Origin of the sequence: Bacillus sp. R86525 (genome assembly GCF_042466195.1) — a bacterium.
Classification (GTDB): domain Bacteria; phylum Bacillota; class Bacilli; order Bacillales; family Bacillaceae_G; genus Bacillus_A; species Bacillus_A nitratireducens.
Genome location: NZ_JAXHPX010000007.1, coordinates 5,205,484 through 5,232,408 on the forward strand (window position 1 = coordinate 5,205,484; position 26,925 = coordinate 5,232,408).

Annotated in this window: 29 protein-coding genes and 1 riboswitch; of the genes, 13 read left to right on the forward strand and 16 right to left on the reverse strand. The window is 34.7% G+C overall.

From position 1 onward, the window contains the following. Positions 1 to 6: 6 nt before the first annotated feature. Positions 7 to 1,656 carry a DUF2334 domain-containing protein gene (locus SJY24_RS29360; RefSeq protein WP_377867136.1) on the forward strand — a complete coding sequence of 550 codons (1,650 nt, stop codon included), beginning with the start codon at positions 7 to 9 and terminating at the stop codon, positions 1,654 to 1,656. A 31-nt stretch (positions 1,657 to 1,687) separates the two neighbouring features. On the opposite strand, the gene SJY24_RS29365 is transcribed toward SJY24_RS29360, so the two are convergent. The 5 genes from SJY24_RS29365 to SJY24_RS29385 form a co-directional block, all read right to left on the reverse strand. Next, a complete protein-coding gene (locus SJY24_RS29365; RefSeq protein ID WP_377867137.1) occupies positions 1,688 to 2,458 on the reverse strand; it encodes a TatD family hydrolase in 771 nt (256 codons plus the stop codon). A 747-nt stretch (positions 2,459 to 3,205) separates the two neighbouring features. Continuing rightward, positions 3,206 to 3,562, reverse strand: a complete 357-nt coding sequence (locus SJY24_RS29370) for a YxeA family protein (protein ID WP_377867138.1) — start codon at positions 3,560 to 3,562, stop codon at positions 3,206 to 3,208. A gap of 138 nt (positions 3,563 to 3,700) precedes the next feature. Beyond that, a complete protein-coding gene (locus SJY24_RS29375; protein ID WP_098501255.1) occupies positions 3,701 to 4,537 on the reverse strand; it encodes a YitT family protein in 837 nt (278 codons plus the stop codon). A 117-nt stretch (positions 4,538 to 4,654) separates the two neighbouring features. Continuing rightward, positions 4,655 to 4,984 carry a PH domain-containing protein gene (locus tag SJY24_RS29380; RefSeq protein WP_377867139.1) on the reverse strand — a complete coding sequence of 110 codons (330 nt, stop codon included), beginning with the start codon at positions 4,982 to 4,984 and terminating at the stop codon, positions 4,655 to 4,657. A 160-nt stretch (positions 4,985 to 5,144) separates the two neighbouring features. Then, on the reverse strand, positions 5,145 to 6,122 hold the full coding sequence (locus SJY24_RS29385) for a LacI family DNA-binding transcriptional regulator (RefSeq protein ID WP_377867140.1): 978 nt from the start codon (positions 6,120 to 6,122) through the stop codon (positions 5,145 to 5,147). A gap of 306 nt (positions 6,123 to 6,428) precedes the next feature. On the opposite strand from SJY24_RS29385, the gene SJY24_RS29390 reads away from it, so the two are divergent. Then, positions 6,429 to 6,539: a DUF3948 family protein gene (locus SJY24_RS29390; RefSeq protein WP_377867141.1), complete on the forward strand. Its 111-nt coding sequence runs from the start codon at positions 6,429 to 6,431 to the stop codon at positions 6,537 to 6,539. Positions 6,540 to 6,619: 80 nt separating this feature from the next. On the opposite strand, the gene SJY24_RS29395 is transcribed toward SJY24_RS29390, so the two are convergent. Further along, positions 6,620 to 7,225: a lysophospholipid acyltransferase family protein gene (locus SJY24_RS29395; RefSeq protein WP_000277793.1), complete on the reverse strand. Its 606-nt coding sequence runs from the start codon at positions 7,223 to 7,225 to the stop codon at positions 6,620 to 6,622. A 336-nt stretch (positions 7,226 to 7,561) separates the two neighbouring features. Here SJY24_RS29395 and SJY24_RS29400 point away from each other — a divergent pair, with 336 nt between their 5' ends. Then, complete coding sequence (locus SJY24_RS29400; RefSeq protein ID WP_098501259.1) at positions 7,562 to 7,657, forward strand: DUF3948 family protein; 96 nt, start codon at positions 7,562 to 7,564, stop codon at positions 7,655 to 7,657. A 60-nt stretch (positions 7,658 to 7,717) separates the two neighbouring features. Here the strand turns inward: SJY24_RS29400 and SJY24_RS29405 are convergent, their stop codons facing one another. Both SJY24_RS29405 and SJY24_RS29410 read right to left on the reverse strand, forming a co-directional pair. Beyond that, positions 7,718 to 7,858: a YrzO family protein gene (locus SJY24_RS29405; protein WP_377867142.1), complete on the reverse strand. Its 141-nt coding sequence runs from the start codon at positions 7,856 to 7,858 to the stop codon at positions 7,718 to 7,720. Between the two features lie 21 nt (positions 7,859 to 7,879). After that, complete coding sequence (locus SJY24_RS29410; protein ID WP_377867143.1) at positions 7,880 to 8,848, reverse strand: DMT family transporter; 969 nt, start codon at positions 8,846 to 8,848, stop codon at positions 7,880 to 7,882. A gap of 128 nt (positions 8,849 to 8,976) precedes the next feature. On the opposite strand from SJY24_RS29410, the gene SJY24_RS29415 reads away from it, so the two are divergent. Together SJY24_RS29415 and SJY24_RS29420 are read left to right on the forward strand one after the other, a co-directional pair. After that, positions 8,977 to 9,843 (forward strand): LysR family transcriptional regulator, encoded by an 867-nt coding sequence (locus tag SJY24_RS29415; RefSeq protein ID WP_377867145.1) that lies wholly within the window; start codon positions 8,977 to 8,979, stop codon positions 9,841 to 9,843. Positions 9,844 to 10,098: 255 nt separating this feature from the next. Further along, positions 10,099 to 10,200 (forward strand): DUF3948 family protein, encoded by a 102-nt coding sequence (locus SJY24_RS29420; protein ID WP_001021632.1) that lies wholly within the window; start codon positions 10,099 to 10,101, stop codon positions 10,198 to 10,200. 65 nt (positions 10,201 to 10,265) lie between these two features. Here the strand turns inward: SJY24_RS29420 and SJY24_RS29425 are convergent, their stop codons facing one another. Beyond that, a complete protein-coding gene (locus tag SJY24_RS29425) occupies positions 10,266 to 11,213 on the reverse strand; it encodes a substrate-binding domain-containing protein (protein ID WP_377867146.1) in 948 nt (315 codons plus the stop codon). Between the two features lie 133 nt (positions 11,214 to 11,346). Between SJY24_RS29425 and modA the strand changes: the two genes are divergently transcribed. The 7 genes from modA to SJY24_RS29460 all read left to right on the forward strand — a co-directional run bounded on the left by modA (position 11,347) and on the right by SJY24_RS29460 (position 19,837). Continuing rightward, positions 11,347 to 12,153 (forward strand): molybdate ABC transporter substrate-binding protein, encoded by an 807-nt coding sequence (gene modA / locus SJY24_RS29430; RefSeq protein ID WP_377867147.1) that lies wholly within the window; start codon positions 11,347 to 11,349, stop codon positions 12,151 to 12,153. Positions 12,154 to 12,158: 5 nt separating this feature from the next. Further along, positions 12,159 to 12,833, forward strand: coding sequence for a molybdate ABC transporter permease subunit (modB, locus tag SJY24_RS29435; RefSeq protein WP_377867149.1), 675 nt, complete (start codon positions 12,159 to 12,161; stop codon positions 12,831 to 12,833). Positions 12,834 to 13,133: 300 nt separating this feature from the next. Then, the gene (locus tag SJY24_RS29440; RefSeq protein ID WP_088265795.1) at positions 13,134 to 13,985 is read left to right on the forward strand and encodes a GRP family sugar transporter; all 852 of its coding nucleotides are present in this window, start codon (positions 13,134 to 13,136) and stop codon (positions 13,983 to 13,985) included. Positions 13,986 to 14,197: 212 nt separating this feature from the next. Then, entirely contained in the window at positions 14,198 to 15,001 is an 804-nt protein-coding gene (gene proC / locus SJY24_RS29445; protein ID WP_377867151.1) for a pyrroline-5-carboxylate reductase, read from the forward strand. Between the two features lies 1 nt (position 15,002). Continuing rightward, positions 15,003 to 15,836 (forward strand): aldo/keto reductase, encoded by an 834-nt coding sequence (locus tag SJY24_RS29450; protein ID WP_000176914.1) that lies wholly within the window; start codon positions 15,003 to 15,005, stop codon positions 15,834 to 15,836. A 152-nt stretch (positions 15,837 to 15,988) separates the two neighbouring features. Further along, positions 15,989 to 16,093, forward strand: a riboswitch (SAM riboswitch). A 134-nt stretch (positions 16,094 to 16,227) separates the two neighbouring features. Beyond that, complete coding sequence (locus SJY24_RS29455; RefSeq protein WP_377867152.1) at positions 16,228 to 17,868, forward strand: peptide ABC transporter substrate-binding protein; 1,641 nt, start codon at positions 16,228 to 16,230, stop codon at positions 17,866 to 17,868. A 328-nt stretch (positions 17,869 to 18,196) separates the two neighbouring features. Beyond that, entirely contained in the window at positions 18,197 to 19,837 is a 1,641-nt protein-coding gene (locus SJY24_RS29460; RefSeq protein ID WP_377867153.1) for a peptide ABC transporter substrate-binding protein, read from the forward strand. Between the two features lie 41 nt (positions 19,838 to 19,878). Here the strand turns inward: SJY24_RS29460 and SJY24_RS29465 are convergent, their stop codons facing one another. The 3 genes from SJY24_RS29465 to SJY24_RS29475 are packed head-to-tail and all read right to left on the reverse strand — an operon-like array spanning position 19,879 to position 21,908. Next, a complete protein-coding gene (locus tag SJY24_RS29465; protein ID WP_377867154.1) occupies positions 19,879 to 21,018 on the reverse strand; it encodes a YhgE/Pip domain-containing protein in 1,140 nt (379 codons plus the stop codon). A gap of 58 nt (positions 21,019 to 21,076) precedes the next feature. Further along, positions 21,077 to 21,658: a TetR/AcrR family transcriptional regulator gene (locus SJY24_RS29470; RefSeq protein WP_377867156.1), complete on the reverse strand. Its 582-nt coding sequence runs from the start codon at positions 21,656 to 21,658 to the stop codon at positions 21,077 to 21,079. Positions 21,659 to 21,713: 55 nt separating this feature from the next. Further along, positions 21,714 to 21,908, reverse strand: a complete 195-nt coding sequence (locus SJY24_RS29475) for a hypothetical protein (RefSeq protein WP_377867158.1) — start codon at positions 21,906 to 21,908, stop codon at positions 21,714 to 21,716. Between the two features lie 153 nt (positions 21,909 to 22,061). Between SJY24_RS29475 and SJY24_RS29480 the strand changes: the two genes are divergently transcribed. After that, a complete protein-coding gene (locus SJY24_RS29480) occupies positions 22,062 to 22,529 on the forward strand; it encodes a YusW family protein (RefSeq protein ID WP_044739090.1) in 468 nt (155 codons plus the stop codon). Between the two features lie 16 nt (positions 22,530 to 22,545). Here SJY24_RS29480 and SJY24_RS29485 read toward each other — a convergent pair whose 3' ends face one another. The 4 genes from SJY24_RS29485 to SJY24_RS29500 are packed head-to-tail and all read right to left on the reverse strand — an operon-like array spanning position 22,546 to position 26,911. Next, positions 22,546 to 24,156, reverse strand: coding sequence for a peptide ABC transporter substrate-binding protein (locus SJY24_RS29485; protein ID WP_377867159.1), 1,611 nt, complete (start codon positions 24,154 to 24,156; stop codon positions 22,546 to 22,548). Between the two features lie 13 nt (positions 24,157 to 24,169). Then, entirely contained in the window at positions 24,170 to 24,943 is a 774-nt protein-coding gene (locus SJY24_RS29490) for an ABC transporter ATP-binding protein (protein ID WP_377867160.1), read from the reverse strand. Then, complete coding sequence (locus SJY24_RS29495) at positions 24,940 to 25,950, reverse strand: ABC transporter ATP-binding protein (protein ID WP_377867162.1); 1,011 nt, start codon at positions 25,948 to 25,950, stop codon at positions 24,940 to 24,942. The genes SJY24_RS29490 and SJY24_RS29495 overlap by 4 nt, the downstream gene beginning before the upstream one ends. Further along, complete coding sequence (locus SJY24_RS29500; protein WP_377867163.1) at positions 25,907 to 26,911, reverse strand: ABC transporter permease; 1,005 nt, start codon at positions 26,909 to 26,911, stop codon at positions 25,907 to 25,909. The genes SJY24_RS29495 and SJY24_RS29500 overlap by 44 nt, the downstream gene beginning before the upstream one ends. Positions 26,912 to 26,925: the final 14 nt, after the last annotated feature.

Consider the following 26,925-nt stretch of genomic DNA (forward strand, 5'->3'; position numbering starts at 1 on the left):
CACAAAATGAAAAAATGCCTAATACTCTTGTTCAGCATTTTACTACTCATACCTGTACACACATCCGCACAAACATCATCAAAACCAAAAGTACTTATTTTATATAGTACAGAAAATAATACAGTTACAAACAATGTGCAAATCCTTAATACTCAGTTAGGGCACTTTACAAAAGATATTACAGTAAAAAGTTTAAAAGAGATAAATGAAATTACTAACTCATCTTCTTATACACATATCGTTTATATAGGAGAGAAAACAGAAGATCTTTCTACTGAAGTAAAACAATTTCTGGAAAGCTTCTCAGGTCCAGTATTAGTTTTAGGTCAAAATGTTGAGCAATTATCTAATCGTTTTTCGTTCATTACCTCGGATGAAACTGATATACGAACTCATACTATAGAATATCCGACACACAAATTAAAAAATGAATTACAAGAAGAACGCTTAATGAAGAAAATTGAAGCAAAAGGAACAAATCTTGCTTATGCCTTGAGTGCCGATGGAAACCATCCGTTAATCGTTCACCAAGGAACATCATATTACGTTGCAACTCCAAACCTGTTCGATTGGATGTCTCATTACGTCGGTGAAATGCTATTTTCTTACTTTGAACAAAAGCCGATGACAAATAAAACTTCAGCTTATTTACGTCTTGAAGACGTTCATCCAGCTGTAAATGTAAAGCAATTAAAAGAAATTGCTGAATTACTAAAAGAGAGAAACCTTCCTTATATGATTACTGTTATCCCTGTTTACAAAGATCCCGACACAGGAAAAACAGTACATTTAAAGGATAACTCTGAATTAGTCGATGTTTTACGCTTTATGCAAGATAACGGCGGTTCTATCGTTATGCATGGTTACACCCATCAGTTTTATGATAGTGAAACTGGCGAAGGTTTTGAGTTTTGGGATGTAAAAACAGATCAACCAATTCGCCAACCAAACCATGAAAAACCAAAGACAAAAGAAGATTTTCAGTCTACAGAAGACTATAATAGATACGTAGAAAACGGAAAAGCCTTCGAAGAAAAATATACGAAAGATCATATTGAAAAAGGGATTACAGAGCTTGTAGAAGCGAAATTATATCCAGTTGCCTTTGAGGCTCCGCACTATACAATGTCTCAAAAAGGATATGAAATACTATCACAATATTTTTCAACTTATGTAGGACAACTACAACTAAACGATACAACTTGGAAATCAATGCACTCACCGGCTTATATAAGTACACCGTCATTTTTACATGGGATGAAATTAATTCCTGAAACTGTTGGCTTTATTGAAGAAGATAAACCACAAGCTATAGCAAAAATGAAAGAACGTGCTGTATCTATCGAAAAATTATCTGATGGAATTATCGGCGCATTCTATCACCCTTACTTAGGTGTTCAACCATTAAAAGAAGTATTAAAGGAACTTGAAAGCATTCCAAACGTAGAGTGGATTGATTTACAAAAAGACACGAATGAAGTAAAAATGAAAGATATTCATATTACTACTAATAAAGACGGCATTCACGTTGAAAAACCAACAAGTGCAAATGACATAATTGATTATATAAAACAATATGGGTTCTTCCTTATAATTGGGTTCATTATAATTGTCTTTCTTTTATTATTAAGACGTGCGAAAAAATTAGAGTCATAAAAAAACACCAAGCGAGATGCTTGGTGTTTTTTTATGACTCACTAACTTTATAAAATCGTACCGTATTCGCATATATTTGCTCAGTAACTTTCTCTACTGATATTTTTTTTATTATACTAATTTCTTGTAATACATCTTTTATCATATAAGGATGTGTCATCGTATCCTTCTGAAATTCCCATGGACCATCTGTTTCTACCATCATATATTCAAGCGGATAATACGAAACGATTTTTCTAATTTTCTCCTTATGTAAAACATCCGGTGTGATAGAAATATAATAACCATTCCTCATCATCCGTTTCATTGTCTCTTCACTTCCTTTAAACCAATGGAAGTGTGCACGTGAAATTTTATATTCTTCAAGAAAATCACATACAGTGTCAGCATCTTCATAAACCGCATGCAATATAATTGGTAAATCGTATTTACTAGCTAGTTCTACAAACTTTTTTAACACCGCTATGTATGGATCAATAGCAATATTTTCATCTTCTTTCCTTAAATAATATGGCAAGCCCACTTCACCAATCGCAACGATTTCCTCTACATGATCTTCAATTAATTTATAAATTTGCTCACATTCCTCTTTATGAATCGGCTGCTCCGGATGAAAACCTATTGCTGGATGTACAAAAGGATATCGCTTTGCTAAAGATAAAGTTTCTAGGCATGATTGATAATTCATAGATACTGCAATAAGCCATTGTATCTCTTTACTGTTTTCCACATCTTTAAGTAATCTACTTTTCTCTTCATCCTGATATTGATCAACATGTATATGGCTATCAATCCATTTCATCTTTATGCCCCCATAAAAAAAACAAGAAAGGGTCTCCCTTCTTGTTTTATCATCTATATTAGTTAACAATTAAATTTGTTATTATATCAAATAATCCAATACATACTATGGCAACAGTAAAGTAGCTACAGAAATCTTTAATTGGAAACTTCACTACTTCTTCTTTACGCATCCCAATTTTCTCCCTTCTTACTATATCCCTAATTATTTTTTATCTATTTGTATCTATTATGCAAAAAATATGACAAAATTACTATCGAATTAACTTACGTAAACCTTACAATGTTGTAAGGTTTATAAAAAGAGCCCCATCTAAATAGAGATGAGGGCTATTAAAAAGTAGTTGGTTTTTCATTCTTCATTAACATTACAAACAGAAAGTAATACAGTGCGACTTTCTAATTACACTATATGAAATTTACTATCTATTAACCATCGAATTACATTACAGAAGGCTTACATGTTTGTAAGCCTTCTGTAATGTAATTCGATAGTTTCCCTTACCTACATCTCGTACAATAAAGTTAGAAAGTAAGCCCAATAAGAAGAACACTCACATAACCAAATTGCATTGCTAGTAGCCGACTCTTCTTATACCTTTCACTCATGCTACTACAATGTACCCCCTTCCCCTTTATATAATAAAAAAAGCCTTAGTCCATATGGACTAAGGCTTTTTCATACACTTCAAAATACCCCTACCTAGTATTTTTATTTTCGACAAAAAATAGGTGGGGGTATAATCCGCTATCTCGTCGTTAAAAGTTTACTCTTCGCATTAATAGGAATATTTACAGCTTCAATTTCTTCAATCGCCTCGCCGTAGCGTCCTTTTGCGTACACTTTTAATGCTTCATCTCTCTTTAACATATGCTTAACGGTCTTCTTTACTTTTTGTTCTTTTCCACGTTCGTCAAATGCAATAAATTCATATTCATACCATTCATCACCAATATGCTGACCAATTGTATTCACAACCGTATAATATTCTTTCGTCTTATAAAGTGGATTATATTTATCTATAACTGGTCCAAGTTTCGTAGGCAGTAACATTACTACTATCACTATCATCGCTATTATAGTAGTGATCATTTTTTTCTTCATAATAAACATTCCTCCTCCGCAGGATATATATACATCCATTTTAAAAAGAAGGAATAAAATCTACTATTGAATCTCATTACATTACACTTACATTTTTGTAAGAATTAAAAAAGGCGAACGAATTTACTCGTTCACCTTTTAGCTCGCTTTAAAGCCACCACCAAGTACATCACGTACATCGTGAATAACAACGAAAGCATCTTCATCTACTCGGCTAATAACTTGCTTTAACTTAACAAGCTCTTGTTTATTAATAACGATATATAATACTTCTTTATTTTTACCAGTATATCCGCCGCGCCCCTCTAATACAGTGACACCGCGTGTCATGTTTTTCGTAATAGTTTCACGTATTAAATCCGGTTGATTCGAAATGATTGTAACAGCTGTTTTTGTATCCATTCCTTCTACAATGAAATCAATTACTTTCGCTCCGATAAATACAGCAACGAGTGTATACATTGCCTTTTCTTGCCCTATTATAAATACAGAACCGGCAATTACAACGATATCAATAATAAGTACGCCTTTACCAACACTCCAACCTAAGTATTGATTAGCTAACTGCGCTAAAATTGCCGATCCTCCTGATGTACCTCCAGCTTTGAACATACACCCTAATCCGATACCTACAAATAAACCAGCGAATAGAGCTGCTAATAACGTATCACTATTTACATGATACTCAATATGTTCCGTAACATATAAAAACAAGGATGTTTCTACAATACCTAAAATTGTATAAACCATCGTTTTCTTATCAAAAAATTTATAACCAACAGCCAGTAAAATTGCATTTATAGCAAAATTGACAATCCCTGGCGACCAACCAAATAAATAATACGTAACAACCGTTACACCAATAATGCCACCTTCTGATAAACGGTTTGGAATTGCAAAATAATTAATACCGATTGCGAATAACAATGAACCAATTGTAATTAATGTTATTTCTTTTATACGTTGATTAACCATAGTTCATACCTCCCCCCATTTGACATTGTATCACTATCTCCTAGAGGTTTAGAAGTTGTTTTTATTCCGCATTTTTCCTCACAAAGACCAAGATATTATGTTTAAACAAAGGGGTGATTAATTATTCATATTCGCTCTAACTGTACGGACAAATCGCTCCACATTACCTTTCTGAATATACTTAGCTGTTACCGTTTCCTGATTACAAGTAAACACTAATTGCGGATGAAAATTTATGTCATCTATATGCAAATACGAATACGTTTCAAATGTTGATGGATAGTACGGAATTCCTCCATAAAAGAGGAGACGTCTAGTAGTAGCAACGAAAATCCCATGCCGATATGATAAGGTAAAATCATCTTTCTCAAATATCCCTATCACAAATGCTAAAATTTGTTCATCATCCTCTACATACTTTTTCATACTTAATAAAAGTTCATTCATACATATCCCTCCAAATTCTATTCATTGCTTTAACACTTGAAAAGAATCCATGGATTATTACAAACCGGTGTAACTCTTTTATAAAGTATGAAATGCGTTTCCTGTCAAAGACATTTCAAAAAATAATCCGTTATGTGATTATACACATAACGGATTATCGCTAAACTGTAGAGCGTTCCACAAGTTTATACGGAATTTCCATCTTTTCTTGTTTAGAACCCTCATCACTTACTCGTCTGTAAAACATTTCAAAAGCCGTCTTACCTATTCCCTTTAAATTTTGGTCAATAGTTGTCAGTTGTAAAACTTGAGAAATCGGTTGATTATCAAAACCAATAATCGCTAAATCTTCAGGAACTTTAATACCTAGTTTATTAACTTCTGTCATGATCCCAATAGCGACCTCATCTCCTGCCACTATTAATGCTTCAGGCGGATCCTCCATCTCCTTAAATTGATGCGCAACTCTTACACCATCTTCTAATGTAAAGCATTCTGTGAAAATCCAATCTTCCATCACTTCTTCATCTATTAATTGTAGCTGTTGTTTATAAGCATCAAAACGTTTCTTACTACTTGGTCCTAACTTTCTTCCCGTACAATATCCAATCTTCTTATAACCTTTTTCAATAAGGTAACTCATCCCTAATTGAAAGGCATTAAAATGATCTGTATATACACTCGATATACTTTCAATATCATTATCCTCACAAGCAATAACTGCCCCATACGCTGCATACGGCTCTATAATTTCCCACTCATTAGCACGAGAACAAATGATCAGACCATCTAGTTGCTTCGTTTTCAACATATGTAAACTTTTCATTTCTTCTTTTTTATTGTAGTTCGTTTGACAAAGAAGCACTTTGTAATTATGAGCTAACGCAACTTCCATTATTCCACCCACCATCGCATCAAAAGACGGATGATTAATATAAGGTAAAATTACACCAACAATATTCGTCTTCCCTTTTGATAAATGAACAGCATTTGCATTTTGTGAGTAATTCAATTTCTCAACTATTTCTAAAACAACTTGCCTCTTTTCTTCACTTACATATGGATGATCATTTAATACCCTCGAAACAGTCGTAACTGAAACCCCAGCCATCTTTGCAATATCTTTAATATTAGCCATACACTCACCTCTACTTTTAACTTAATAAATCACATGAACATATGTCAAATCTTCTCATCATGACACTTTCATTCATTTTTCTTACAAAAGTGTAATTTTCCTGTAAGCTAATTCGATAGTGACTCTCCGCTATATTTCATACAATTAAGTTAGAAACAGGGCAACAACCATTCGAAAAGGAGCGGATCTAATATGATGAACAAAATGAAATCAAACAAGTTCTTAAACACAATGGGCATGGTATTATCTGCTCTTATCGATGCAAAAGCTGTTGCTTCTACATTAAACAAGTAAGGAGAATATATTATGAACAACATCACTTTTAACAAATTAGATTTTTTAGGACTTGCTAGCGGCTCGGTTCTTCTTACTGCCTGTAAAAGCCCGATTGGTTCAACTAATAATCAGTGGGGATGAACAAAACCCCCACTGATTAAAGTTTCACTTTATATAAATAGTAATAGAAAAGACGACCGTCTATGCCCGGTCGTCTTTTCTTACTTTTGATTTGATTGAAGAGCTTCCTTTAGTTCTTCAAACTTTTCATTTAATTGATCTGTCATCATTTTCATAGCCGTTTTTCGATCTATTTGTTCTTCAGCATCAATTTGAATTGGGTCTCCAAAAACTAATTGCGCTTTTTTTCCTTTTATCAATTCTTTTACACTTGATGGACCAACATAAGCTGCCGGTATTAACGGAACGTTAGAACGCATTGCAATCGTAACAGCCCCAGCTTTTAATGAAACATCTTCTGATGATCTCGTTCCACTCGGGAAAATACCTACTACTTTTCCCTCTTTTAATAAACGCGATGGAATTTTCAATGTGCTTGGCCCTGGATTCGCACGGTCTACAGGGAATGCATTTACATTTTTAAAAAACCAATTTTTAAATTTCCCTTCAAACAATTCTTTTTTTGCCATGTAATGAATTTGGGTTGGGTACATTCCTGCCGCTAACATTAAAACATCCATAAAACTTGTATGTGTACACGCAACAACGTAAGGGCCATCTTCCGGTAATTTCTCTCTCCCTTGCACTTCTACCTTCCCAGCCATTTTAAATATATATTTCAACGAAAATGTAATTGGTTTATACATTTGTTTCGTTCCTTTCTGAATATCCGAAGTATAATCATTTTCTTACAACGATTATAACACTAAGTTTTAGGAGTTGGTAATAAAAATAAGTATTTATTGTTAAATTTCAATTCTTACAAAAGTGTAAGTTTATTGTAAGCTAATTCGATAGTGACCTCCTCCACTATCTTATACAATTAGGTCAGAAAGTAACAACAACCATTCGAAAAGGAGCGGATCTATATGATGAACAAAATGAAATCAAACAAGTTCTTACATACAATGAGCATGGTATTTTCCGCTCTTATCGATGCAAAAACTGTTGCTTCTACATTAAACAAGTAAGGAGAATTTATAATGAATAACCTGACTTTTAACAAATTAGATTTTTTAGGACTAGCTAGCGGATCAATTCTTCTTACTACTTTTATTTATGCCGCAACGCTTGTATAACTTTGTGTCCCCTTTCCCCTTTATATAGAAAAAGACGACCGTCTATGCCCGGTCGTCTTTTTAATTTTTTCCTTCCTTCAACTCTCTTAAAAGCTGTATCAATTCAGCTTGTTGTTTTATATTCTTACGACCGTTTCGATTAATTGCCGCAAGCTCGCAGGCAACTCCAGCAGCAAAGAAAAACAATAAACTTTCTAACATATAAAATCCTCCAGTTGCCTATTAAACAGCTTGGCGCAATTGCTTTTCTTGCAACATTTGTTTATTTGCATTTTCTTCTTTTCTCTGACAAACATTATTACGAATAAGCGCTGCAATAACAAATAATGTCCCTACAATATCAAATGTTGTTATTTTATACCCTTGCATCATCATAATAGCTAAAGTAGTAATTGGCACAAAGTTAATAAATAAAATACCATTAATGGATGATAAGATTTTCACACCGTAGTTCCAAGCAAGTAGTGCTACGATACCTGGTAATGTCATCATAAATAACAAATCATACTTCACAATAGAAATCGTTTCCATACTTGGAACAGATACATATCCAAGCACTGTAATGACTACAGTTATAATCCCTGTGACAGTTGTACCCAATACACATGTCAAAGTAGAATAGCGTAATGTTGACCAATCGCTACACGTTTGACCACCCATCGTATAAATTACCCATCCTACAACACCAACAAATATAAATGCTAGCGAAAACATGTTATCTTTCAATGTTAAAAAGAAACTCATATCACCTTTCGTAATAACAAATATAGCCCCTACAAACGCGATAATCATGCTCGTTATCATATACTTCTTCGGCTTTATATTTTTATATCCCCATAAAATACAAATTGAAATCATCGGCATCAGTGCCTCCATAATAGAAGCTACCATTACACCTGATTTTCCCATTAACATTTGTCCTAGAAAAATTAATACATTATATACGGTAAACGCCATTGTTCCAAAAAAGACGAGTAACTTTCCTCTTCCTTCTAAACGAAATGCCTTCTTACCTTCCTTTATTAGCAATAATACAATCAGTACAATTGCTACCGCTCCATAGCGAATAAGTGAAAAATAAAATGGATCTATGTATTCTAACGCATGATCAGCAACCGGAAACATTGCTCCCCATGACATACTTGCAATTAAACATGCTAAAGCCCCTATTATCATTTGACCTCTTCTCACCACAATCCCCCCACTTCTTTCTATTTGCACAAAGAGAATTGTAAAAGAAAAAATATATCACGTAAAATGATTCAAAATGATGTTAACTATCATTTATAATGATAGTTAACATCAAGGAGGATCGTACTATGGAATTAAGAGACTTACAAATCTTCCAGAGCGTTGCCGAACAAGGTAGTGTAAGTGGCGCAGCAAAGGAATTAAATTACGTACAATCAAATGTAACCGCACGTATTAAACAATTAGAAAACGAGCTGAAAACACCGCTCTTTTACCGTCATAAACGAGGCATGACTTTAACAGCTGAAGGAAGAAAAATGCTCGTTTATGTTCATAAAATTTTGCAAGGTGTTGAAGAGCTAAAACAAGTGTTTTTAGATAGCGAAACGCCATCTGGTATATTAAAAATTGGTACAGTCGAAACAGTAAGCACATTGCCTACCATTTTGTCTTCTTACTATAAGAGCTATCCAAATGTCGATTTATCATTACAAGCTGGTCTAACAGAAGAACTTATTAGAGAAGTAATCGATCACCAATTAGATGGTGCATTTATATCAGGTCCTATTAAACATCCATTAATTGAACAATACGATGTTAGTACCGAAAAATTAATGCTTGTTACACAAAATAAAGCTTTTCATATAGAAGAATTCACTACGACGCCCCTACTCGTTTTTAATCAAGGATGTGGATACCGTTCCAAGCTAGAACGTTGGCTTAAAGATGAAGGTTTGCTGCCAAAAAGAATTATGGAATTTAATATATTAGAAACAATACTAAACAGTGTTGCACTCGGCCTTGGTATTACACTCGTACCGCAGTCTGCTGTCCACCATCTTTCTAAAGCTGGTAAGGTACATTGTCATGCAATCCCTGAAAAATACGGTAGTATTTCAACGGTTTTCATACGCCGTAAAGATAGCTATATGACGAATTCAATGCGTAGCTTTTTAAAAACAATTGAAGAGCATCATCATATCAATATGCTTTGAAGGACATTCTTACACGAATGTCTTTTTTTCTTACAAAAGTGTAAGTCTCCCGTAAGCTAATTCGATAGTTGTAACTGATCATATTTCCTATAATTAAGACATAAAGCAGGGCAACAACAATTCGAAAAGGAGCGGATACGCATGATGAACAAAATGAAATCAAACAAATTTTTAAATACAATGGGCATGGTGCTATCCGCACTTGTCGATGCAAAAGCAGTTGCAACTACATTAAACAAATAAGGAGAGATTATTATGAACATCATTACATTTAACAAATCAGACTTTATCGGACTTGCAAGTGGAGCAACTCTTCTTACAGCTTTCATTTACACACTTGCTCAAAGTCTCGTTTAACACTTTGCTTCCCCAAACCCCTTTATATATAGAAAAAGCTGCTCGTCTTATAGACAAGCAGCTTTTTAGTTCGTTCCATATATAATTTGCCCTGTTTTCGTAATATCGTATCCGCCAATCGCTTTTAACTCATTATGAAATTCTTCCGATTGCAGAATGTCTTTCATAAACTCAATAAGCTCTTCATTTTCTTTATTCTTCAAAATTACTAAATCATACTGTTCTTTCATTATTGGAATAAAGTCTACATTTACAATTTGCGAAAACTTTTCTGACCCTACTCCAACATCAGCTTTTCCATTCGCAACTTGCGAAGCAACACCAAGGTGATTCGATTCTTCCCATTCATAACCGCTAATATCTTCTTTATTTATTTTTTGAATTCGCAATTGCTCATCCACTAATACCCTAATACCGGAACCCTTTTCTCGATTTATAAATCGTATAGATGACTGAGATAAATCCGCCCATGTTTTTATATTTTTTGGATTCCCTTTTTGCACATAAAACCCAACATTCCTTGATAATAAATTAATCATAATACATGGTTGTCCGACTAAAATACGTTTTACGTAAGGAACATTATACGTACCCGTTTCTCCATCAAACAAATGCAGGCTAACGACGCTTCCTTCTCCTTGGTACATCTTCACTAAACTCGTTAAACTACCTTGATACGCTCTTAATATATTAGAATTTGGCATACGATTTTCTATATGTTTTGCCAACATATCTAACGTTAGTTCTTGCCCGCTAATAATACATGTATTCAAGGTACTATTACCATCGTTCTTTACAGGAGCAACTTGCACCTTACCAGTTTTCATTTGCTTTATATATTGTTCTAAATCCGCTGCATCAATACGCATCTGTCTACCAACTCTATAAGAAGGCAGTTCTCCTTTTTTAATTAAGTCGTATACAGTTAGTTTTGATACTTTTAATCGCTTTGCTACTTCTTCCGTTGTGTAGGAATGATGATCCATAGACGATTCCTCACTTTCTTCTTTCATTGTAACAAAGAAAAGAATATTTCTCCTATTTTTTAAAAATAGCTATATGTTCAAATTATATTCAATTATAACTAGTTATAATTAGTTATATTTAGTTATAATTGAATATATCAAAACAAAAGGGGATTTTTTTATGAATAAGTTTACATTACGATCCATTGGGGCACTTATACTTTCTTTTCTTCTTATATTTAGTGCTGCATGTACAAGTGGAGCAAAGAAAGAGAAATCAACTGCTAAAGAAGGAAAAACAGTAGAACTTACTATATCCGCTGCCGCAAGCTTACAAGATGCACTAAAAGAAATTGAAACAAAATATAAAGAAAAAGAACCTAATATTAAACTTTCTTTTAACTTCGGTGCTTCTGGTGCACTTCAACAACAAATTGAACAAGGTGCGCCTGCTGATTTATTCTTCTCAGCAGCAGAAGATAAATTCCAAACTCTTGTTAAAAAAGGATTCATTGATGAAAAAGAAGGGAAAAATCTTCTTGAAAATGAACTCGTTTTAGTCGTCCCAAAAGATAGTTCTCTTACAAAATTTCAAGATTTAAAAGATGAAAAAATCAAGAAAATCGCACTTGGTACACCTGAATCTGTACCTGCGGGAAAATACGCAAAAGCTTCTCTCACACATGAAAATCTTTGGAACGAAGTTCAAAATAAAATCGTATTTACAAAAGATGTTCGCCAAGTGTTAACATATGTAGAAACAGGTAATGTTGATGCTGGTATTGTATATAAAACAGACGCTCTCATTTCAGACAAAGTAAAAATTGGAGAGACGGCAGCAGTTAATTCCCATGAGCCAATCCACTATCCTTTAGGTGTTATAAAGGAATCTAAGCACAAGAAAGAGGCGACTTCATTTTATGAGTATTTGCAGTCAAAAGATGCACAATCTATTTTTAAGAAATATGGATTTACAATCCTGCCATAATTGCTATGAGCTTTGATACCATTTTGTCACCTATCTTTCTATCCTTACGAGTAGCTGCGTGCGCCACTGTTATCGTTACGATTTTGGGAACGATTATTGGACGGGCGTTAGCACGCTCCTCGTGGCGATATAAAGTACTACTAGAAACTATTTTCTTATTACCAATGGTACTTCCGCCAACTGTAATCGGCTTTTTTCTCATTATCATTTTTGGAAATAATAGTCCCATTGGCACGTGGATAGAATCATTATTTCAGCAGTCTATTATGTTCACATCTACTGCTGCGATCATTGCTTCTACAGTTGTTGCATTTCCGCTCATGTACCAATCAGCAAAAACAGGATTTTCTATTGCGAATATGCAAATTGAAGAAAGTGCTCGTGACCTTGGTGCCAGTGAATACCAAGTTTTTCTGCATGTTACACTTCCACTTGCATTTCCTGCCTTACTAAGCGGAATGATTTTGAGCTTTGTTCGTGCACTCGGTGAGTTTGGTGCTACACTCATGTTTGCTGGGAACATTCCTGGTAAAACACAGACCATCCCAACTGCAATTTACATGGCGATTGATGCAAGTAACATGCAACTCGCCTGGACACTTGTAGTTATCACTATTAGTATGTCACTCCTATTTCTGCTATGTATTCAGCTTATTAATAAAAGATTTACTAACTCTTAAAGCAGCTTTTTTCGAAGCTGCTTCTTTATTTCTTAGGAAATAAAATATACCATCGGGAAATAACTGAATTTTAACTTTTATTAAAATATACATTTTATTTGAATTCACTTTCTAAAATAGGCAATTTCCTGTTATTATATGGAGGTGTTTCAAAAAATGAAGAAATGAAAACGCATTTATATCGTAAGTTCTTCATCCTGTTTTAGCGATCGGTAATCTTCTACTCTATTAGTGGGGCATTACCGATCGTTAGAACGATATGTAATTATATTGGTATAGAAAACCGAAGGGAGTCTTGTAATGGACATTTTATTAGCGCTTCTTCCTGCAATCGCATGGGGAAACATCTTATTAGTAAGCGTAAAAATGGGCGGTGGTGCATATAGCCAAACGGTAGGTATGACAATCGGTGCTCTATTCTTCGCAACAGTTATGTATGTATTTACTCAACCAGCTTTAACAATGACAGTCTTGATCGTTGGTTTTATTTCAGGTTTATTCTGGGCTTTAGGACAAGTAAACCAATTAAAAACAGTTGAAAAACTAGGTGTTTCAACTACTGTAACGATTTCTACTGGTATGCAACTTGTTGCAACCTCTATCTTTGGGGTTATCGCTTTCCGTGAGTGGACTACTACAACAACGATTGTTCTGGGAACGATTGCAATCCTATTAATCGTAGTTGGTGTTGTATTCACATCACTAGATGACAAAGAAAATGCACAGCCACCAGGACAATTGAAAAAAGGACTTCTTACTTTAATTGTTTCTACTTTCGGCTACCTTGTATATGTAATTATTATTCGTTGGTATAATATCGATGGTTGGTCTGCTATTTTACCACAAGCAGTTGGTATGTTTGTTGGTGCGGTTGTACTGACATCTAAACATAAACCATTTAACAAATATGCAATCCGTAATGCTTTATCTGGTTTACTATGGGGAACTGGAAACTTATTCTTACTTCTTTCATTACCACGTGTCGGAGTAGCAACAAGCTTCCCATTATCTCAAACTGGAATCGTTATCTCAACATTCGGTGCGATTGTATTCTTAGGTGAAAAGAAAACAAAACGTCAATTGATCTTTATTGCACTAGGTAGTGTTTTAATTATCGGCGGCGCTGTATTGCTTGGTATGACGAAAGCATAAGCTTATAATCTATTAATCCCTGAAGCAATTATGCTTCAGGGATTTTTTACTACAACTATTTTTTAAGTATAATAATATTTATAACCTTATTTGTATTACCCCTCCTCCCTCCATCTTCATCTTTTTCACGATAAGCCTTTTCTTTTTACAAAATTCTCTTAAAAATGGTATCGTTTTTTATAACATATCTCCACTAGAAAGGAATAAAGGATATGCTAACTAAACATCGAATTCTATTTATTGGTGCTGGTCGTATGGCAGAAGCTATATTTTCCGGATTACTTAAAACAAGCAAAGAATACATCGAAGAAATTATTGTTTCCAACCGAAGCAACGTAGAAAAGCTAGAACAATTACAAGGGCGATATAATGTGTCTACTGCAACAGATTGGAAGCAGCATGTTACATCTGTTGATACGATTGTTTTAGCAATGCCGCCTTCTGCACATGAAGAATTATTAGCAGAGTTATCTCCGTTACTATCGAATCAACTTGTCGTAACGGTAGCTGCTGGCATTGGCCCATCTTATTTAGAAGAAAGACTTCCCGGGGGAACACCTGTTGCTTGGATTATGCCAAATACAGCTGCTGAAATCGGAAAGTCTATCTCTTTATACACGACGGGAAATTCCGTAGAGGAACGACATCATGAAACGTTACAACTTCTTTTAAGAGGTATCGGTACCTCGCAGTTTTGTACCGAAGAGGAAGTTCACCAACTTACCGCAGTTACTGGTAGTGCACCTGCTTTTCTCTATCACTTTGCTGAAGGTTTAATTGAAGCAACGAAAAGCTATGGAATTGATGAGGAAACCGCAAAACATCTTGTCATTCAAATGATCGCTGGCTCTGCCACTATGCTCCAGCAAAATCAGGATCCAGCTATGTTACGTGAACAAGTAACAACACCAGGAGGTTCAACGGCTGAAGGTTTAAAAGTTCTATATGAAAATAATTTTTCAGAAGTCATTCAACAAGCAATTGAAGCGACCAATAAAAAAGCTAGGGGGAATTAATATGACTTTAACAAGTTTAAACGACTACACAACATTACATAACGGCGTAAAAATGCCTTGGTTCGGTTTAGGTGTTTTTAAAGTAGAAGACGGATCAGAAGTAATTGATTCTGTAAAAGCAGCTATTAAAAATGGATACCGTAGTATCGATACAGCTGCCATATATAAAAATGAAGAAGGCGTTGGACAAGCAATCCGTGAATCAGGTATTCCACGTGAAGAATTATTTATCACATCAAAAGTATGGAATAGTGATCAAGGTTACGAGTCAACATTACAAGCATTTGAAACTACATTAGAAAAATTAGGTCTAGAATATTTAGATTTATATTTAGTACATTGGCCTGTAAAAGGGAAATATACTGAATCATGGAAAGCTTTAGAGCAACTTTATAAAGATGGTCGTGTTCGCGCTATTGGCGTGAGTAATTTCCATATTCACCATTTGCAAGACGTATTTGAAATTGCTGAAATTAAGCCTATGGTTAACCAAGTGGAATACCATCCACGTTTAGCACAAGAAGAATTGCATACTTTCTGTAAAGAGCATGGTATTCAGCTTGAAGCTTGGTCACCATTAATGCAAGGACAACTACTAGATCACCCAACATTACAAGAAATTGCTACAAAATATAATAAATCGACTGCACAAGTGATTCTACGCTGGGATCTACAAAATGAAGTTGTAACGATTCCTAAATCAATTAAAGAACACCGCATCATTGAAAATGCGAACATCTTTGATTTTGAATTAAGCTCGGATGATATGAAAGCAATTCAAGCTTTAAATGAAAATCACCGCGTTGGTCCAGATCCGGATAACTTTAACTTCTAATAGGGAAACCACTGCCATATGCAGTGGTTTCTTGTTTTAATAAAACTGAAAATTTAAACTATATTCCATTTGATTGACACTTCATTATCTAAGGTGTAAGATTTTGAATTATCAAAGAAACACAAAAATTAATAAAACTTATTCGTTTACTCATTGTATCAAGAGAGGTGGAGGGACTGGCCCTTTGAAACCTCGGCAGCAGGTTCATTTTGAATACTGTGCCACTTCCTGCAAGCTTTGTGCTTGAAAGATAGAATGAGGGACTTCGTTTATATACGGGTGCATAACTTGTACGTAAAAATCCCTCTTTCTCAATACGAAAAGAGGGATTTTTTATTTTTCATTCCCTCATCATCATCCAATTTTATTAACTATTTAGGAGGAAAATCAAATGAAAAAGAAGTTTGTACCCGGTATTGCATCCGTTGTAGGAGTAAGTATTTTATTATCTGGTTGCGGTAGTTATAAAAACGAAGCAAGCGGAGCAAATGCAAAAGACGAGGCACCTAGTAAACAGGTCTTAAACTTATCTTCACCTACTGAAATACGAACAATGGATACAGCTCGTGCTACAGATACTGATTCTGGTCAAGTAATGAGAAACGTATTTGAAGGTTTGTATAATCTTGGCCAAGGTAACAAACCTGTCCCTGGCGTTGCAAAATCTCATGAAGTAAATGGCGATAAAACGAAATACACATTCCATTTACGAGATTCAAAATGGTCAAACGGCACTCCTGTTACAGCGAAAGATTTTGTCTTCGCTTGGCAAAGAGCTGTCGATCCAGCAACAGCCTCTGAATATGCATTTCTATTCTTTGATATTAAAAATGCAACAAAAATTAACAACAAAGAACTTCCAGCCGATCAACTTGGTGTAAAAGCAATTGATGACCATACGTTTGAGGTAGAATTAGAACGCCCTGTTCCGTACTTTATTAGCTTAACAGCGTTCCCAACATTTCTACCAATTAACGAGGAATTCTTTAAATCACAAGGTGATAAGTACGCTTTAGAAGATAACAAAATCTTGTACAACGGAGCTTTTACACTAAGCGATTGGAAGCATGAACAAAGCTTTAAATTTAAGAAAAACCCTACCTATTGGGATAAAGATAATGTCAAACTCGAAGAAATCAATTTCAACGTTGTGAAAGAGAAATCAACAGAAGTAAATTTATTCGAATCCAAACAATTAGACCGTATAAAACTAACATCTGACTTCGTTGATAAATATAAAAAGGATGCTAACTTCAAAGAACGTCCGAACGTAGGGGTACAGTTTTTACGTATGAATCAACAAAACAAAGTACTTCAAAACGTTTCTGCACGCCAAGCAATCGATCAAACAATTGATCGAAAATCCTTTGTAAATACGTTATTAAATGATGGCTCTACACCAACCTTTAGTCTCGTGCCGAAAAACTTTGCAAAAGGGCCTGATGGAAAAGACTTCCGTACTGCAAACGGCGATTTAACAAAAGTTGATACAACATCTACACAAGAATTATGGAAGAAAGCAAAAAAAGAACTTGGTTCTGAAAAGATAACATTAGAATTATTAACAAGTGATGGTGACCTTGAGAAGAAAACTGGTGAGTTCCTAAAAGGGCAACTAGAAAAGAATTTAGATGGCTTAACAGTAAATATAAAACCGCAACCACGTAAACAACAAGTTTCACTCTTATTAAAAGGTGACTACGAAATTGGAATTGACGGTTGGAGCCCTGACTTTGCTGATCCAATTACATTCCTTGAACTATTTACGACGAATAACCCTTACAACTTAGATCATTACTCTAATAAAGAGTTTGATGACACAATTGAAAAAGTTAAAACTACCTTGGCTGGTGATGAAAAAGCTCGCTGGGAAGCGTTACTAGAATCAGAAAAAATCTTATTTAAGGACTCTGTTATCGCTCCTCTTTACCAAAAAGGAGAATCTTATCTAGAGCGTTCTTATGTAAAAGGAATTGTACAAGTTGACTTTGCAGGCCAGTTAAACTTCAAGTGGGCAAAAATCGAAAGGTAGATTAATAGAAACAGATTCCCCGATACAAGGGAATCTGTTTCTTAATATATTATTCCAAGAAATTAATACTCTTTTTTTATTATTGACATATAGTTCTTTCCAGTGTTAATATTCTAAATAATCAAAGAGACGAAATATTTAACCATCAAAATGTAATGTCTACAAAGTTGAAACATATAACGTCAGATTATAGTTCAACATGTATATACATATAGAACACCTGATTACCTATATACACATATTTATAATAGGTTTTCTCTTCTGTAGCTACACTTCAAGACATGGACATTATGGCGTTACGAACAACACATTTAGGGAGGAAAGAACAATGAAGAAAAAAGTTGTACCTGTTGTTGCATCTGTTTTAGGGGCAAGTCTACTACTAACTGCTTGTGGGGGAAATAAAGATAATGCAAGCGGAGCGAAAGCGAACGATAAAGCACCTGATAAACAGACAATTAACTTATCATTCGCTTCAGAAATTCCAACAATGGATGTTGCAAAAGCAACGGATGGGGAATCCATGAACGTAATGCGAAATGTTTTTGAAGGTTTATATGCAATAGGAGAAGATAATAAACCGATTCCTGGTGTTGCTGAGTCGGTTGACGTTAGTCCCGATAAAACAAAATATACATTCCACCTGCGTGATTCAAAATGGTCAAACGGTACTCCTGTAACAGCAAAAGACTTTGTCTTCGCTTGGCAACGTGCCGTAAACCCTGAAACAGCAGCTGAATATGCATTCTTATTCTTCGATATACAGAATGCAAAACAAATAAACCAAAAACAATTACCAGTTAATCAATTAGGCATCAAGGCTCTTGATGACAAAACTTTAGAAGTACAACTAGATCGCCCTGTTCCCTACTTCTTAAGCTTAACGACATTCTCAACATTCTTACCAATTAATGAAGACTATTTAAAATCTCAAGGCGATAAATACGGTTTAGAAACAAATCACTTAATTTACAATGGTGCTTTCACATTAGATAACTGGAAACACGAACAAAGCTTCCAATTGAAGAAGAACCCTAACTATTGGGATGCTAAAACTGTAAAACTAGAAGAAATCAACTTCAATGTCGTTAAAGATAAGTCTACAGAAGTTAACTTATATGATTCAGGACAAATTGATCGTGTTGCTTTAACTGCGGAGTTTGTTGATAAGTATAAGAACGATTCAAACTTCAAGGAACGCGCTGAAGTCGGCATCCAATTCTTACGACTAAATCAGAAAAATGCAGTATTAAAAAATCAACATGCACGCCTTGCTATTAACGGAGCAATGAATAAAAAAGCGTATGTAGAAACAATTTTAAATAACGGTGCAATTCCAGCAGAAGGAATGGTTCCTGCGAAATTCGCAAAAAGTCCAGACGGTAATGACTTCCGTAAAGAGAATGGAAATCTAGTCAAAGATGATGTGAAAACAGCGAAAGAAAACTGGAAAAAAGCGAAGCAAGAACTTGGTACTGACAAAGTAACAATTGAACTATTGACAAGCGATAATGCTTTAGCTAAAAAGACTGGTGAATATTTAAAAGGTGAATTAGAAAAGAACCTAGATGGATTAACAGTGAATTTAAAACCGCAACCACGTAAACAACAGTTAAAACTACTATTAAGTGGTGATTACGAAATCGGAATCGATGGCTGGGGCCCTGACTTCGCTGATCCAATTACATTCTTAGATTTATTTACAACAGATAGCGCTTATAACTTCGATAAATACTCTAACAAAGAGTACGACGAGCTTATTCGTAAAGTAAAAACTGATTTAGCTGGTGATGAAAAAGGTCGCTGGGAAGCAATGAAGCAAGCTGAAAAAATCTTATTACAAGATGGCGCTGTCGCTCCTTTATACCAACAAGGCCGTTCTTACCTACAACGTGGATTTATTAAAGGACTTGTAACAACTGACTTCGGCGGTGAATTTAACTACAAGTGGACAGAAGTTGCAAAATAATAAAATAAAAAAGGTATCCTTCGTGGGATACCTTTTTTATTTTATACTTCTTTAACTACATGACTTCTTCTCTTTACTATTCCTTTTATAGCTACAGTAATTACTGCTACCAATTGTGTAACCAATATAATAACTAATAATGAAATAACATTTTTCTCCAAACTAACTCCGCCGAATATTATTGTATAATAACCATTTGCTGCATATGTTGCGGGAAATAATTCGCCGGTCGTTTGATATGTTTTAGAAAGCATTTCATGTGGTACGATAACACCTGAACTCACAAGTTGTAATGAGAGTGAGATAATATTAAAAATCATACCTGCATTTCCGAAAACAGTTATGAACATTTGTGTTAATGAAAGAAATGCGAAGAAGACTATTGCTTGAAACACCCATATACTCCATACTGTTTCATGCATTTCAATTTGAAATCCTTTCATTAAACCAATTGTAATACATGCAAGTAAAATTGATACTGTACCGTTAATGATTTGTCTTGATACGAAATTACTCCAACCGTTCTTTACTTCCTTTGCAACTTTTGATAGTTCCATACTCATGATCATTGCTCCTACAAATGAAGCTAATACAACCATTAGTGGTACCATATTAGCCGAAAATCCTTTTGCATCATTTACTTTGTGAACTGTAAAGCCAATTGAATCTTCGGTTAAACCTTTTATCAGTTCTACATTCTCAGTTCCTACAGCTTGTAATTTTCCAACAATCGCTTGTTTCTTATAACTTGCTATCTCTTTATTTACGTTGTCTCGAATTTGTTTTGCAGCCCCTTCCATCATTTGCTTTGCCATCATGGCATTCGCTTGATTAATGTGGAAGTTTAAATTTGTTTTTCCTGTTTCATTTATATCTTTTGAAAAAGAAGTAGGAATTTCAATAATCATATCGTACAAATGGTCATTCATTTCTTTATTTGCTTTTTCCACAGACTGTTCCGTTTTCACCTTAAATGGTAAATTTCTCTGCAAGCCTTCTGCTATTTTACTGCCTATATTTCCATCCTCATTCACAATAGCGATACGCATTTGATCTGCTCTTTCATTCACTCCATCATATGCCGTTAACCAAACACAAAAGAAAATAAGTTGGAACGATAGCGCTACTACCATTCCTACATACGTACCTGGTCGCTTTAAAAATTGTTTTAATATATCCATCTTCCCGCTCTCCCATTTAGCAAGCAAGTGCTTACTTGCATTTCATTTTAAATAAATACTAGGGTCTTAAAGCCCTAGCATATAAAACTATATTATTCTCGATAAATTTCTCATCATCGATTTCCATAAGTCGGTTTTCAAAACGCAATTTAGATAGGAAGTAACCAAAGTTAATCCATATAAAATTCATTACTTGTGCTTCAATATTTGTATGAATAATCTTTCCCTGTTCTTGCATCTTGGCAAAATAAATTATTAATTCCTCTTTTAATCCTTTTGGAATTTTAGAGATTTCCTCATCTAATTCTGGAAATTCTCTCGCATCACGTATACCGATAGAAATAATATCTTTTATGCTATTTAAAAATTTATGATAATGCCTCGCTAAGTTCTTTAAATCCGTTTCTAATTCCCACACAATTTCTGTTTGTAAAAACTGTTTTAAATGCGGTACATATGAAAATTCAGCAACCGCGGCTTCAATAACACCCTTCTTACTTTTAAAATTGCGGAATATCGTTACTTCATTAACACCAGCACGCATTGCAATTTCTTTCGTTGTCGCTGCTGTATATCCCTTTTCTTTCACTAATTCAATTGCTGCTTGGATGATTTTTTCTGCTGTCTTTGAGCGCGCCATAAAATCCTCTCTTCCTCATGCAAGTGATCACTTACATTTAGATTATATACCTTTTCTAATCATTGTCAATAATCTTCTTGTACTTCTTTTGCATTGAAGTAAAGCTCATAATAAATATAAACATCAAATATGTTTTCCATGTCAAAGAAAGTATATGCCCTGACCAAAGGTAACTAATTAAATAGCTGATTCCCCTAATACATGAGGATACTACTAGACTTATACTTATTAGTTGTACATATTTGAGCATACTTTTCCTCCTTACTTTTTTATTTTTCTACTTCTTCAAATTGCGGATTAATCCTTAAAGCTATAAGTAAATAATTTATTTTCAACACATACATAATTACATGAAATTGGGAAAAACTTGTATAGAACAAATTTACATAAGGAGGAATTTATAATGAGAATTTTACTATCAATTTTATTAGCTCTTATGCTAGTACCTGCATTAACAGGATGTAAAGCTCCTGCAAAAGAAGATACAACTTCTAATAAAAAGACTACAGAAGAGGCAAAAAACGAAGCTCCTGCTGATTTAAAGCTAAACTTCAATGAATTCGATTTAAAAGCGGACTATCAGGATACAAAGAAAGACTACGAAGCTGATTATAAAAATGTAGCAGCCGATAAAAAAATGGAAGCAAAAGTTGAAGACCATAAAGCAGATGTAAAATTAACAGGCGACGAGGCTATTACAAAATTAAGCCCACTTCTACAAGAATTAAAATTTGATAAAGATACTCCTGACCAAGAAGTAATTGATCAAGTAGTAAACGTGTTCAAACTTGATAAAGACTACCAAAAATTCGATTTAGAAGTTGTCTTCTCTGATGGAACGAAAAAAGAATATAAAAGAGAAATAAAATAAAGAAGTAGGCGATTGCCTACTTCTTTATTTTTGCATATCTTAGTTCTGGACTAGACCCAATAATGAATTGGACGCCAGATACTGATGATTTTTGTAAATACGAAGCACTTGGGAAAATAATTGGGATTAATGGTGTATCATCAAACATAATGTCTTCTGCTTTATGCAATAAGTCAAAACGTTTATTTTCATCTTGTTCTGTTTTTGCTTGATTAATTAAATTATCAAATTCTTTATTGTACCACTTCGCATAGTTACTCGGACCATCACCTGCATATAATTCTAAACGGGCACTAGGGTCTAAGTTAGAACCTCCCCACCCCATATAAGCTAATTGGAAATCACTTTGCTTGTATGTGTCGATGTAACTCTTCCACTCTTTATTTTCTAATTTAAGATCTACACCAAGGTTTTTCTTAAACATTTCTTGCATTGCTTCTGCTACTTTTTTATGTTGTGTATCTGTAGTGAATTTTAATGTTACTTCAGGTAAAGTAGACCATCCTTGCTCTTTCATACCTTCTTCTAATAGTTTTTTCGCTTCCGCTGGATCAAATTTTACGTAATCGCCTTTTTCTTTACGGAAATCACGGCCACCTTGTGTTTTTGCCCCTTCTGGAACGAATGCATATGCTGCTTGTGCATTATTTTTATACAATTTTTCAACGATAAATTTACGATCAACTGCTAATGAAAATGCTTTACGTACTTTTGCATTTGTAAATGGCTCTTTTTCTACGTTAAAGGAATAAATATAAGATGAAAATCCTGCAACACGTTTATATTCTTTATTTCCTTTTTCTTTCTCAATCATCTCTTGTGGTAAACCACTTAGTAAATCCAATTCTTTTGATTTAAATAATTGATACGCTGTTTTAGAGTCTGGAATAATACGAAACTCAATTTCTTTTAATGTTACCTTTTTATCATAGTATTCTTTATTTTTTTGTACTGTAATTGCTTGGTTATGCTTCCATTCTTTTAATGTGAATGGTCCGTTCGTAATTAACTCTTTTGGATCTGTTTTTAATTTATTATTATCATCAATTGATTTTTTAGATAATGGAATAAATAATGAACTTGCTAGTTTTTGTTTGAAAGAAGCAACTGGATATTCAAGTGTTACTTTTAATGTTTGAGGATTAACGACTTGAATCCCAACTTGTCCCTCTTCACCTTTTCCAGTATTATATGCCTCTGCTCCTTTAATAAAATACATTTCTGTCGCATTCATAGAACCTGTTTTCGGATCTAATAATCGCTTCCATGCAAACTCAAAATCATTTACTGTAATAGGAGAACCATCTGACCATTTAACATCTTTCTTTAAATGAATTGTATATTCAGTCCCATCAGCATTTACTTCTTCTTTATCCGCTAACTCATTATGGATTTTCCCATTGTTATCCTCAGTATATAGACTTGAAAATAAATTCCCAATTACATATCTCGAAGTAGTATCCGTCGCAATAGCGGAATCAAGCGTATATGGATCACTACCAATATTCGTTACTAATCGATCTCCTTCTCCCTTACCAGCACTCGCCTTTTGCGTCTCTTTCTTACCGCAAGCGACAGAAGTAATTGCTAAAACAGTCATAATGACAAACAGTAAAAACTTCTTCATCCTACATTCTCCTTTAACCTGAAATTTTTGGTGTTGATGCTAATAATGTTTTTGTATAAGAATGTTGTGGATTACGGAACACTTCGTCCGTATTTCCAAATTCAACAAGTTCTCCTTTATATAGGACAGCCACTTTTTCACATAAATAGTGAACCATCGGTAAATCATGTGCGATAAATAAATATGTATAGCCTTGTTCCTTTTGAATCTTTTGCAGCAAATGTACAATTTGGATTTGCAGTGAAACATCTAATGCTGAAATTGGTTCATCAAGGATTAAAACTTCTGGCTCACATAATAACGCTCTTGCAATAGCGATACGTTGACGTTGTCCACCGCTAAACTCGTGTGGGTAACGGTCAATATATCGTCTATCTAATCCAACACGCTCTAGTGCATCACCTGCCACTTTATCTTTCAATCCTTTATCGCCTAAACCGAATGAAATATAGCCTTCCGTTACAATATCGCGTACTTTCCAGCGCGGATTTAATGCAGCTGTGGAATCTTGAAAAATAAACTGTACTTTCTGTAAGAAATTTCGCTTATTAGCTGACTTCATCGTGTGAACAACTTGACCGTTATAATCAATTTCACCAGACGTTGGACGCTCGATCCCAGCTATGAGCTTACCAAGTGTTGTCTTTCCAGAACCACTCTCTCCAATAATGCCCAGCGTTGTTCCTTTTGGGATAGAAAGTGATATACCTTTTAACGCTGCGATTTCTTTATTTTTACTTCCATACGTTTTCGTTACTTGCTTTACAGTAATTAAATCTGTCGTCATGAGGCATTCACCTTCTCTTTTGATTTCGCTTTATTATGCTCCAGAATATGTTGCCAGCAATGTGAACTATGCTCCTCAGAATATGTTGTTCTCTCTGGGAAGCGATGAATACATTCTTTTATCGCTACAGGACAACGATTCACAAACGGGCATCCAAAACTATTTAACGTTTCAATTGAAGGCGTTGTTCCCTCAATTGCTCTAAGTACCTTTTCTGAATCATCCATATTCGGAATAGCTTGTAATAAACTTTTCGTATACGGATGCTTAGGTGAACCTATTACTTCTTGTATAGTTCCTTTTTCAACAACACGGCCCCCGTACATAACTACTACTCGGTCAGCTACTTCACGTACAAGTGCCAAATCATGTGTAATTAATAAAATACTCGTATTTTGTTTTTCTTTTCTTTCTTTTAACAACTCCATAATTTGCTTTTGAATCGTTACATCTAATGCCGTTGTAGGTTCATCTGCAATAACAAGCTTCGGGTGACAAGCAAATGCAATTGCTAAACAAATACGCTGCCTCATACCCCCGCTCAACTGATACGGGTATTGTTCAAAGCGTTTCTCTGCTTCATGTATCCCTAAATCATTTAGTAAGTTAATTGCAATTTCTTTTGCCTCTTTCTTCGATTTCTTTTCATGCTGCAAAATTACTTCTGTAATTTGCCTTCCGACCTTCATCGTCGGATTTAAAGATGAAAGCGGGTCTTGAAAGATAAAAGAAATATCTTTCCCACGAATTTGATTCCATTCTGATTCTTGTAAACTAGTTAATTCCTTTGATTTGAAAGATACATTTCCATCATCAATATGAATTGATTCTTGATTTAAGCCGATAATAGATTGTGCTGTAACACTTTTTCCTGACCCACTTTCTCCTACAAGTGCAACTATTTCACCTTCGTTAATAGAAAAGGAAACATGCTTCACAATCGCTTGCTTACTATTCTCTTTTTCAACGGCCAACGTTACGTTTTCTAAAGATAAGATTTGTGCCATGTTTTTTCTCCTTTCGATTACGTTTTACGATTTTCGGATCAATTGCATCTTGCAAACCATCACCAATTGCATTAAATGCGAACATGATGAGTGCAATCATGATTGCCGGGAAGAATAGTTGCCACCATTCTCCGCTTAGTAATGTCCCGAGTGCATCGTTCGTCATCGTGCCCCAGCTTGCCGCTGGTGATTGTACTCCAAGTCCGATAAAACTTAAAAATGATTCTGAGAAAATAGCTGCTGGAATTGTAAATGATAAATTTACGATAATAATCCCCGTTAAGTTTGGAATTAAATGCCCATATATAATTTTCATATGAGATGTACCTAATCGCTCTGCTGCGATAACAAATTCTCTTTGCTTTAAAGATAAGACTTGCGCTCTAATGAGACGTGCCATGCCAATCCAGCCCGTTAACGCAAGGGCGATTATAATTGTAAAAAGTCCTGGTTTCATAACGATTAATAATAAAATAACAATTAATAAATATGGGATGCCGTATAACACTTCAATTCCTCTTATAATCCACTCATCAATTAATGTTCCAAGACGATTACGTCCTCTCACGTATCCACTAAATCCACCGATAAGTACACCGAGTCCTATATCGAGAGCTGCTGCAACTAGCCCAACTGTTAGTGAAATTTTCCCACCAGCCCAAGTACGCGCCCAAATATCTCTCCCTAAATCGTCTGTTCCGAACCAATGCTCACTACTAGGCGGTAAATTAGTTGCTTCTTTTACTTGTTCACTCGCAGTAAATGACGTTAAACTTTCGCCAATAAGCGAGAAAACAATAATTAGTAATAACGTCCCTGCCCCTAAAACTGCTATAGGGTTTGATATAAACTTGCGAAACACTTCCTTCTTTCGGCTAATCGTTTGCTGATCTTTATTTATCGTTAATTCTTTTTTCTCTTCATTCGTTAATAACTGGTCATTAATTTCATAAGCCCCCATTTAAACATTCCCCT

Bases quoted from the DNA above. Each gene is read 5' to 3' on its own strand.
- SJY24_RS29360 (WP_377867136.1), top strand. From the start codon at position 7: ATGAAAAAATGCCTAATACTCTTGTTCAGCATTTTACTACTCATACCT.
- SJY24_RS29365 (WP_377867137.1), bottom strand. From the start codon at position 2,458: ATGAAATGGATTGATAGCCATATACATGTTGATCAATATCAGGATGAA.
- SJY24_RS29370 (WP_377867138.1), bottom strand. From the start codon at position 3,562: ATGAAGAAAAAAATGATCACTACTATAATAGCGATGATAGTGATAGTA.
- SJY24_RS29375 (WP_098501255.1), bottom strand. From the start codon at position 4,537: ATGGTTAATCAACGTATAAAAGAAATAACATTAATTACAATTGGTTCA.
- SJY24_RS29380 (WP_377867139.1), bottom strand. From the start codon at position 4,984: ATGAATGAACTTTTATTAAGTATGAAAAAGTATGTAGAGGATGATGAA.
- SJY24_RS29385 (WP_377867140.1), bottom strand. From the start codon at position 6,122: ATGGCTAATATTAAAGATATTGCAAAGATGGCTGGGGTTTCAGTTACG.
- SJY24_RS29390 (WP_377867141.1), top strand. From the start codon at position 6,429: ATGAACAACATCACTTTTAACAAATTAGATTTTTTAGGACTTGCTAGC.
- SJY24_RS29395 (WP_000277793.1), bottom strand. From the start codon at position 7,225: ATGTATAAACCAATTACATTTTCGTTGAAATATATATTTAAAATGGCT.
- SJY24_RS29400 (WP_098501259.1), top strand. From the start codon at position 7,562: ATGAATAACCTGACTTTTAACAAATTAGATTTTTTAGGACTAGCTAGC.
- SJY24_RS29405 (WP_377867142.1), bottom strand. From the start codon at position 7,858: ATGTTAGAAAGTTTATTGTTTTTCTTTGCTGCTGGAGTTGCCTGCGAG.
- SJY24_RS29415 (WP_377867145.1), top strand. From the start codon at position 8,977: ATGGAATTAAGAGACTTACAAATCTTCCAGAGCGTTGCCGAACAAGGT.
- SJY24_RS29420 (WP_001021632.1), top strand. From the start codon at position 10,099: ATGAACATCATTACATTTAACAAATCAGACTTTATCGGACTTGCAAGT.
- SJY24_RS29425 (WP_377867146.1), bottom strand. From the start codon at position 11,213: ATGAAAGAAGAAAGTGAGGAATCGTCTATGGATCATCATTCCTACACA.
- modA (WP_377867147.1), top strand. From the start codon at position 11,347: ATGAATAAGTTTACATTACGATCCATTGGGGCACTTATACTTTCTTTT.
- modB (WP_377867149.1), top strand. From the start codon at position 12,159: ATGAGCTTTGATACCATTTTGTCACCTATCTTTCTATCCTTACGAGTA.
- SJY24_RS29440 (WP_088265795.1), top strand. From the start codon at position 13,134: ATGGACATTTTATTAGCGCTTCTTCCTGCAATCGCATGGGGAAACATC.
- proC (WP_377867151.1), top strand. From the start codon at position 14,198: ATGCTAACTAAACATCGAATTCTATTTATTGGTGCTGGTCGTATGGCA.
- SJY24_RS29450 (WP_000176914.1), top strand. From the start codon at position 15,003: ATGACTTTAACAAGTTTAAACGACTACACAACATTACATAACGGCGTA.
- SJY24_RS29455 (WP_377867152.1), top strand. From the start codon at position 16,228: ATGAAAAAGAAGTTTGTACCCGGTATTGCATCCGTTGTAGGAGTAAGT.
- SJY24_RS29460 (WP_377867153.1), top strand. From the start codon at position 18,197: ATGAAGAAAAAAGTTGTACCTGTTGTTGCATCTGTTTTAGGGGCAAGT.
- SJY24_RS29465 (WP_377867154.1), bottom strand. From the start codon at position 21,018: ATGGATATATTAAAACAATTTTTAAAGCGACCAGGTACGTATGTAGGA.
- SJY24_RS29470 (WP_377867156.1), bottom strand. From the start codon at position 21,658: ATGGCGCGCTCAAAGACAGCAGAAAAAATCATCCAAGCAGCAATTGAA.
- SJY24_RS29475 (WP_377867158.1), bottom strand. From the start codon at position 21,908: ATGCTCAAATATGTACAACTAATAAGTATAAGTCTAGTAGTATCCTCA.
- SJY24_RS29480 (WP_044739090.1), top strand. From the start codon at position 22,062: ATGAGAATTTTACTATCAATTTTATTAGCTCTTATGCTAGTACCTGCA.
- SJY24_RS29485 (WP_377867159.1), bottom strand. From the start codon at position 24,156: ATGAAGAAGTTTTTACTGTTTGTCATTATGACTGTTTTAGCAATTACT.
- SJY24_RS29490 (WP_377867160.1), bottom strand. From the start codon at position 24,943: ATGACGACAGATTTAATTACTGTAAAGCAAGTAACGAAAACGTATGGA.
- SJY24_RS29495 (WP_377867162.1), bottom strand. From the start codon at position 25,950: ATGGCACAAATCTTATCTTTAGAAAACGTAACGTTGGCCGTTGAAAAA.
- SJY24_RS29500 (WP_377867163.1), bottom strand. From the start codon at position 26,911: ATGGGGGCTTATGAAATTAATGACCAGTTATTAACGAATGAAGAGAAA.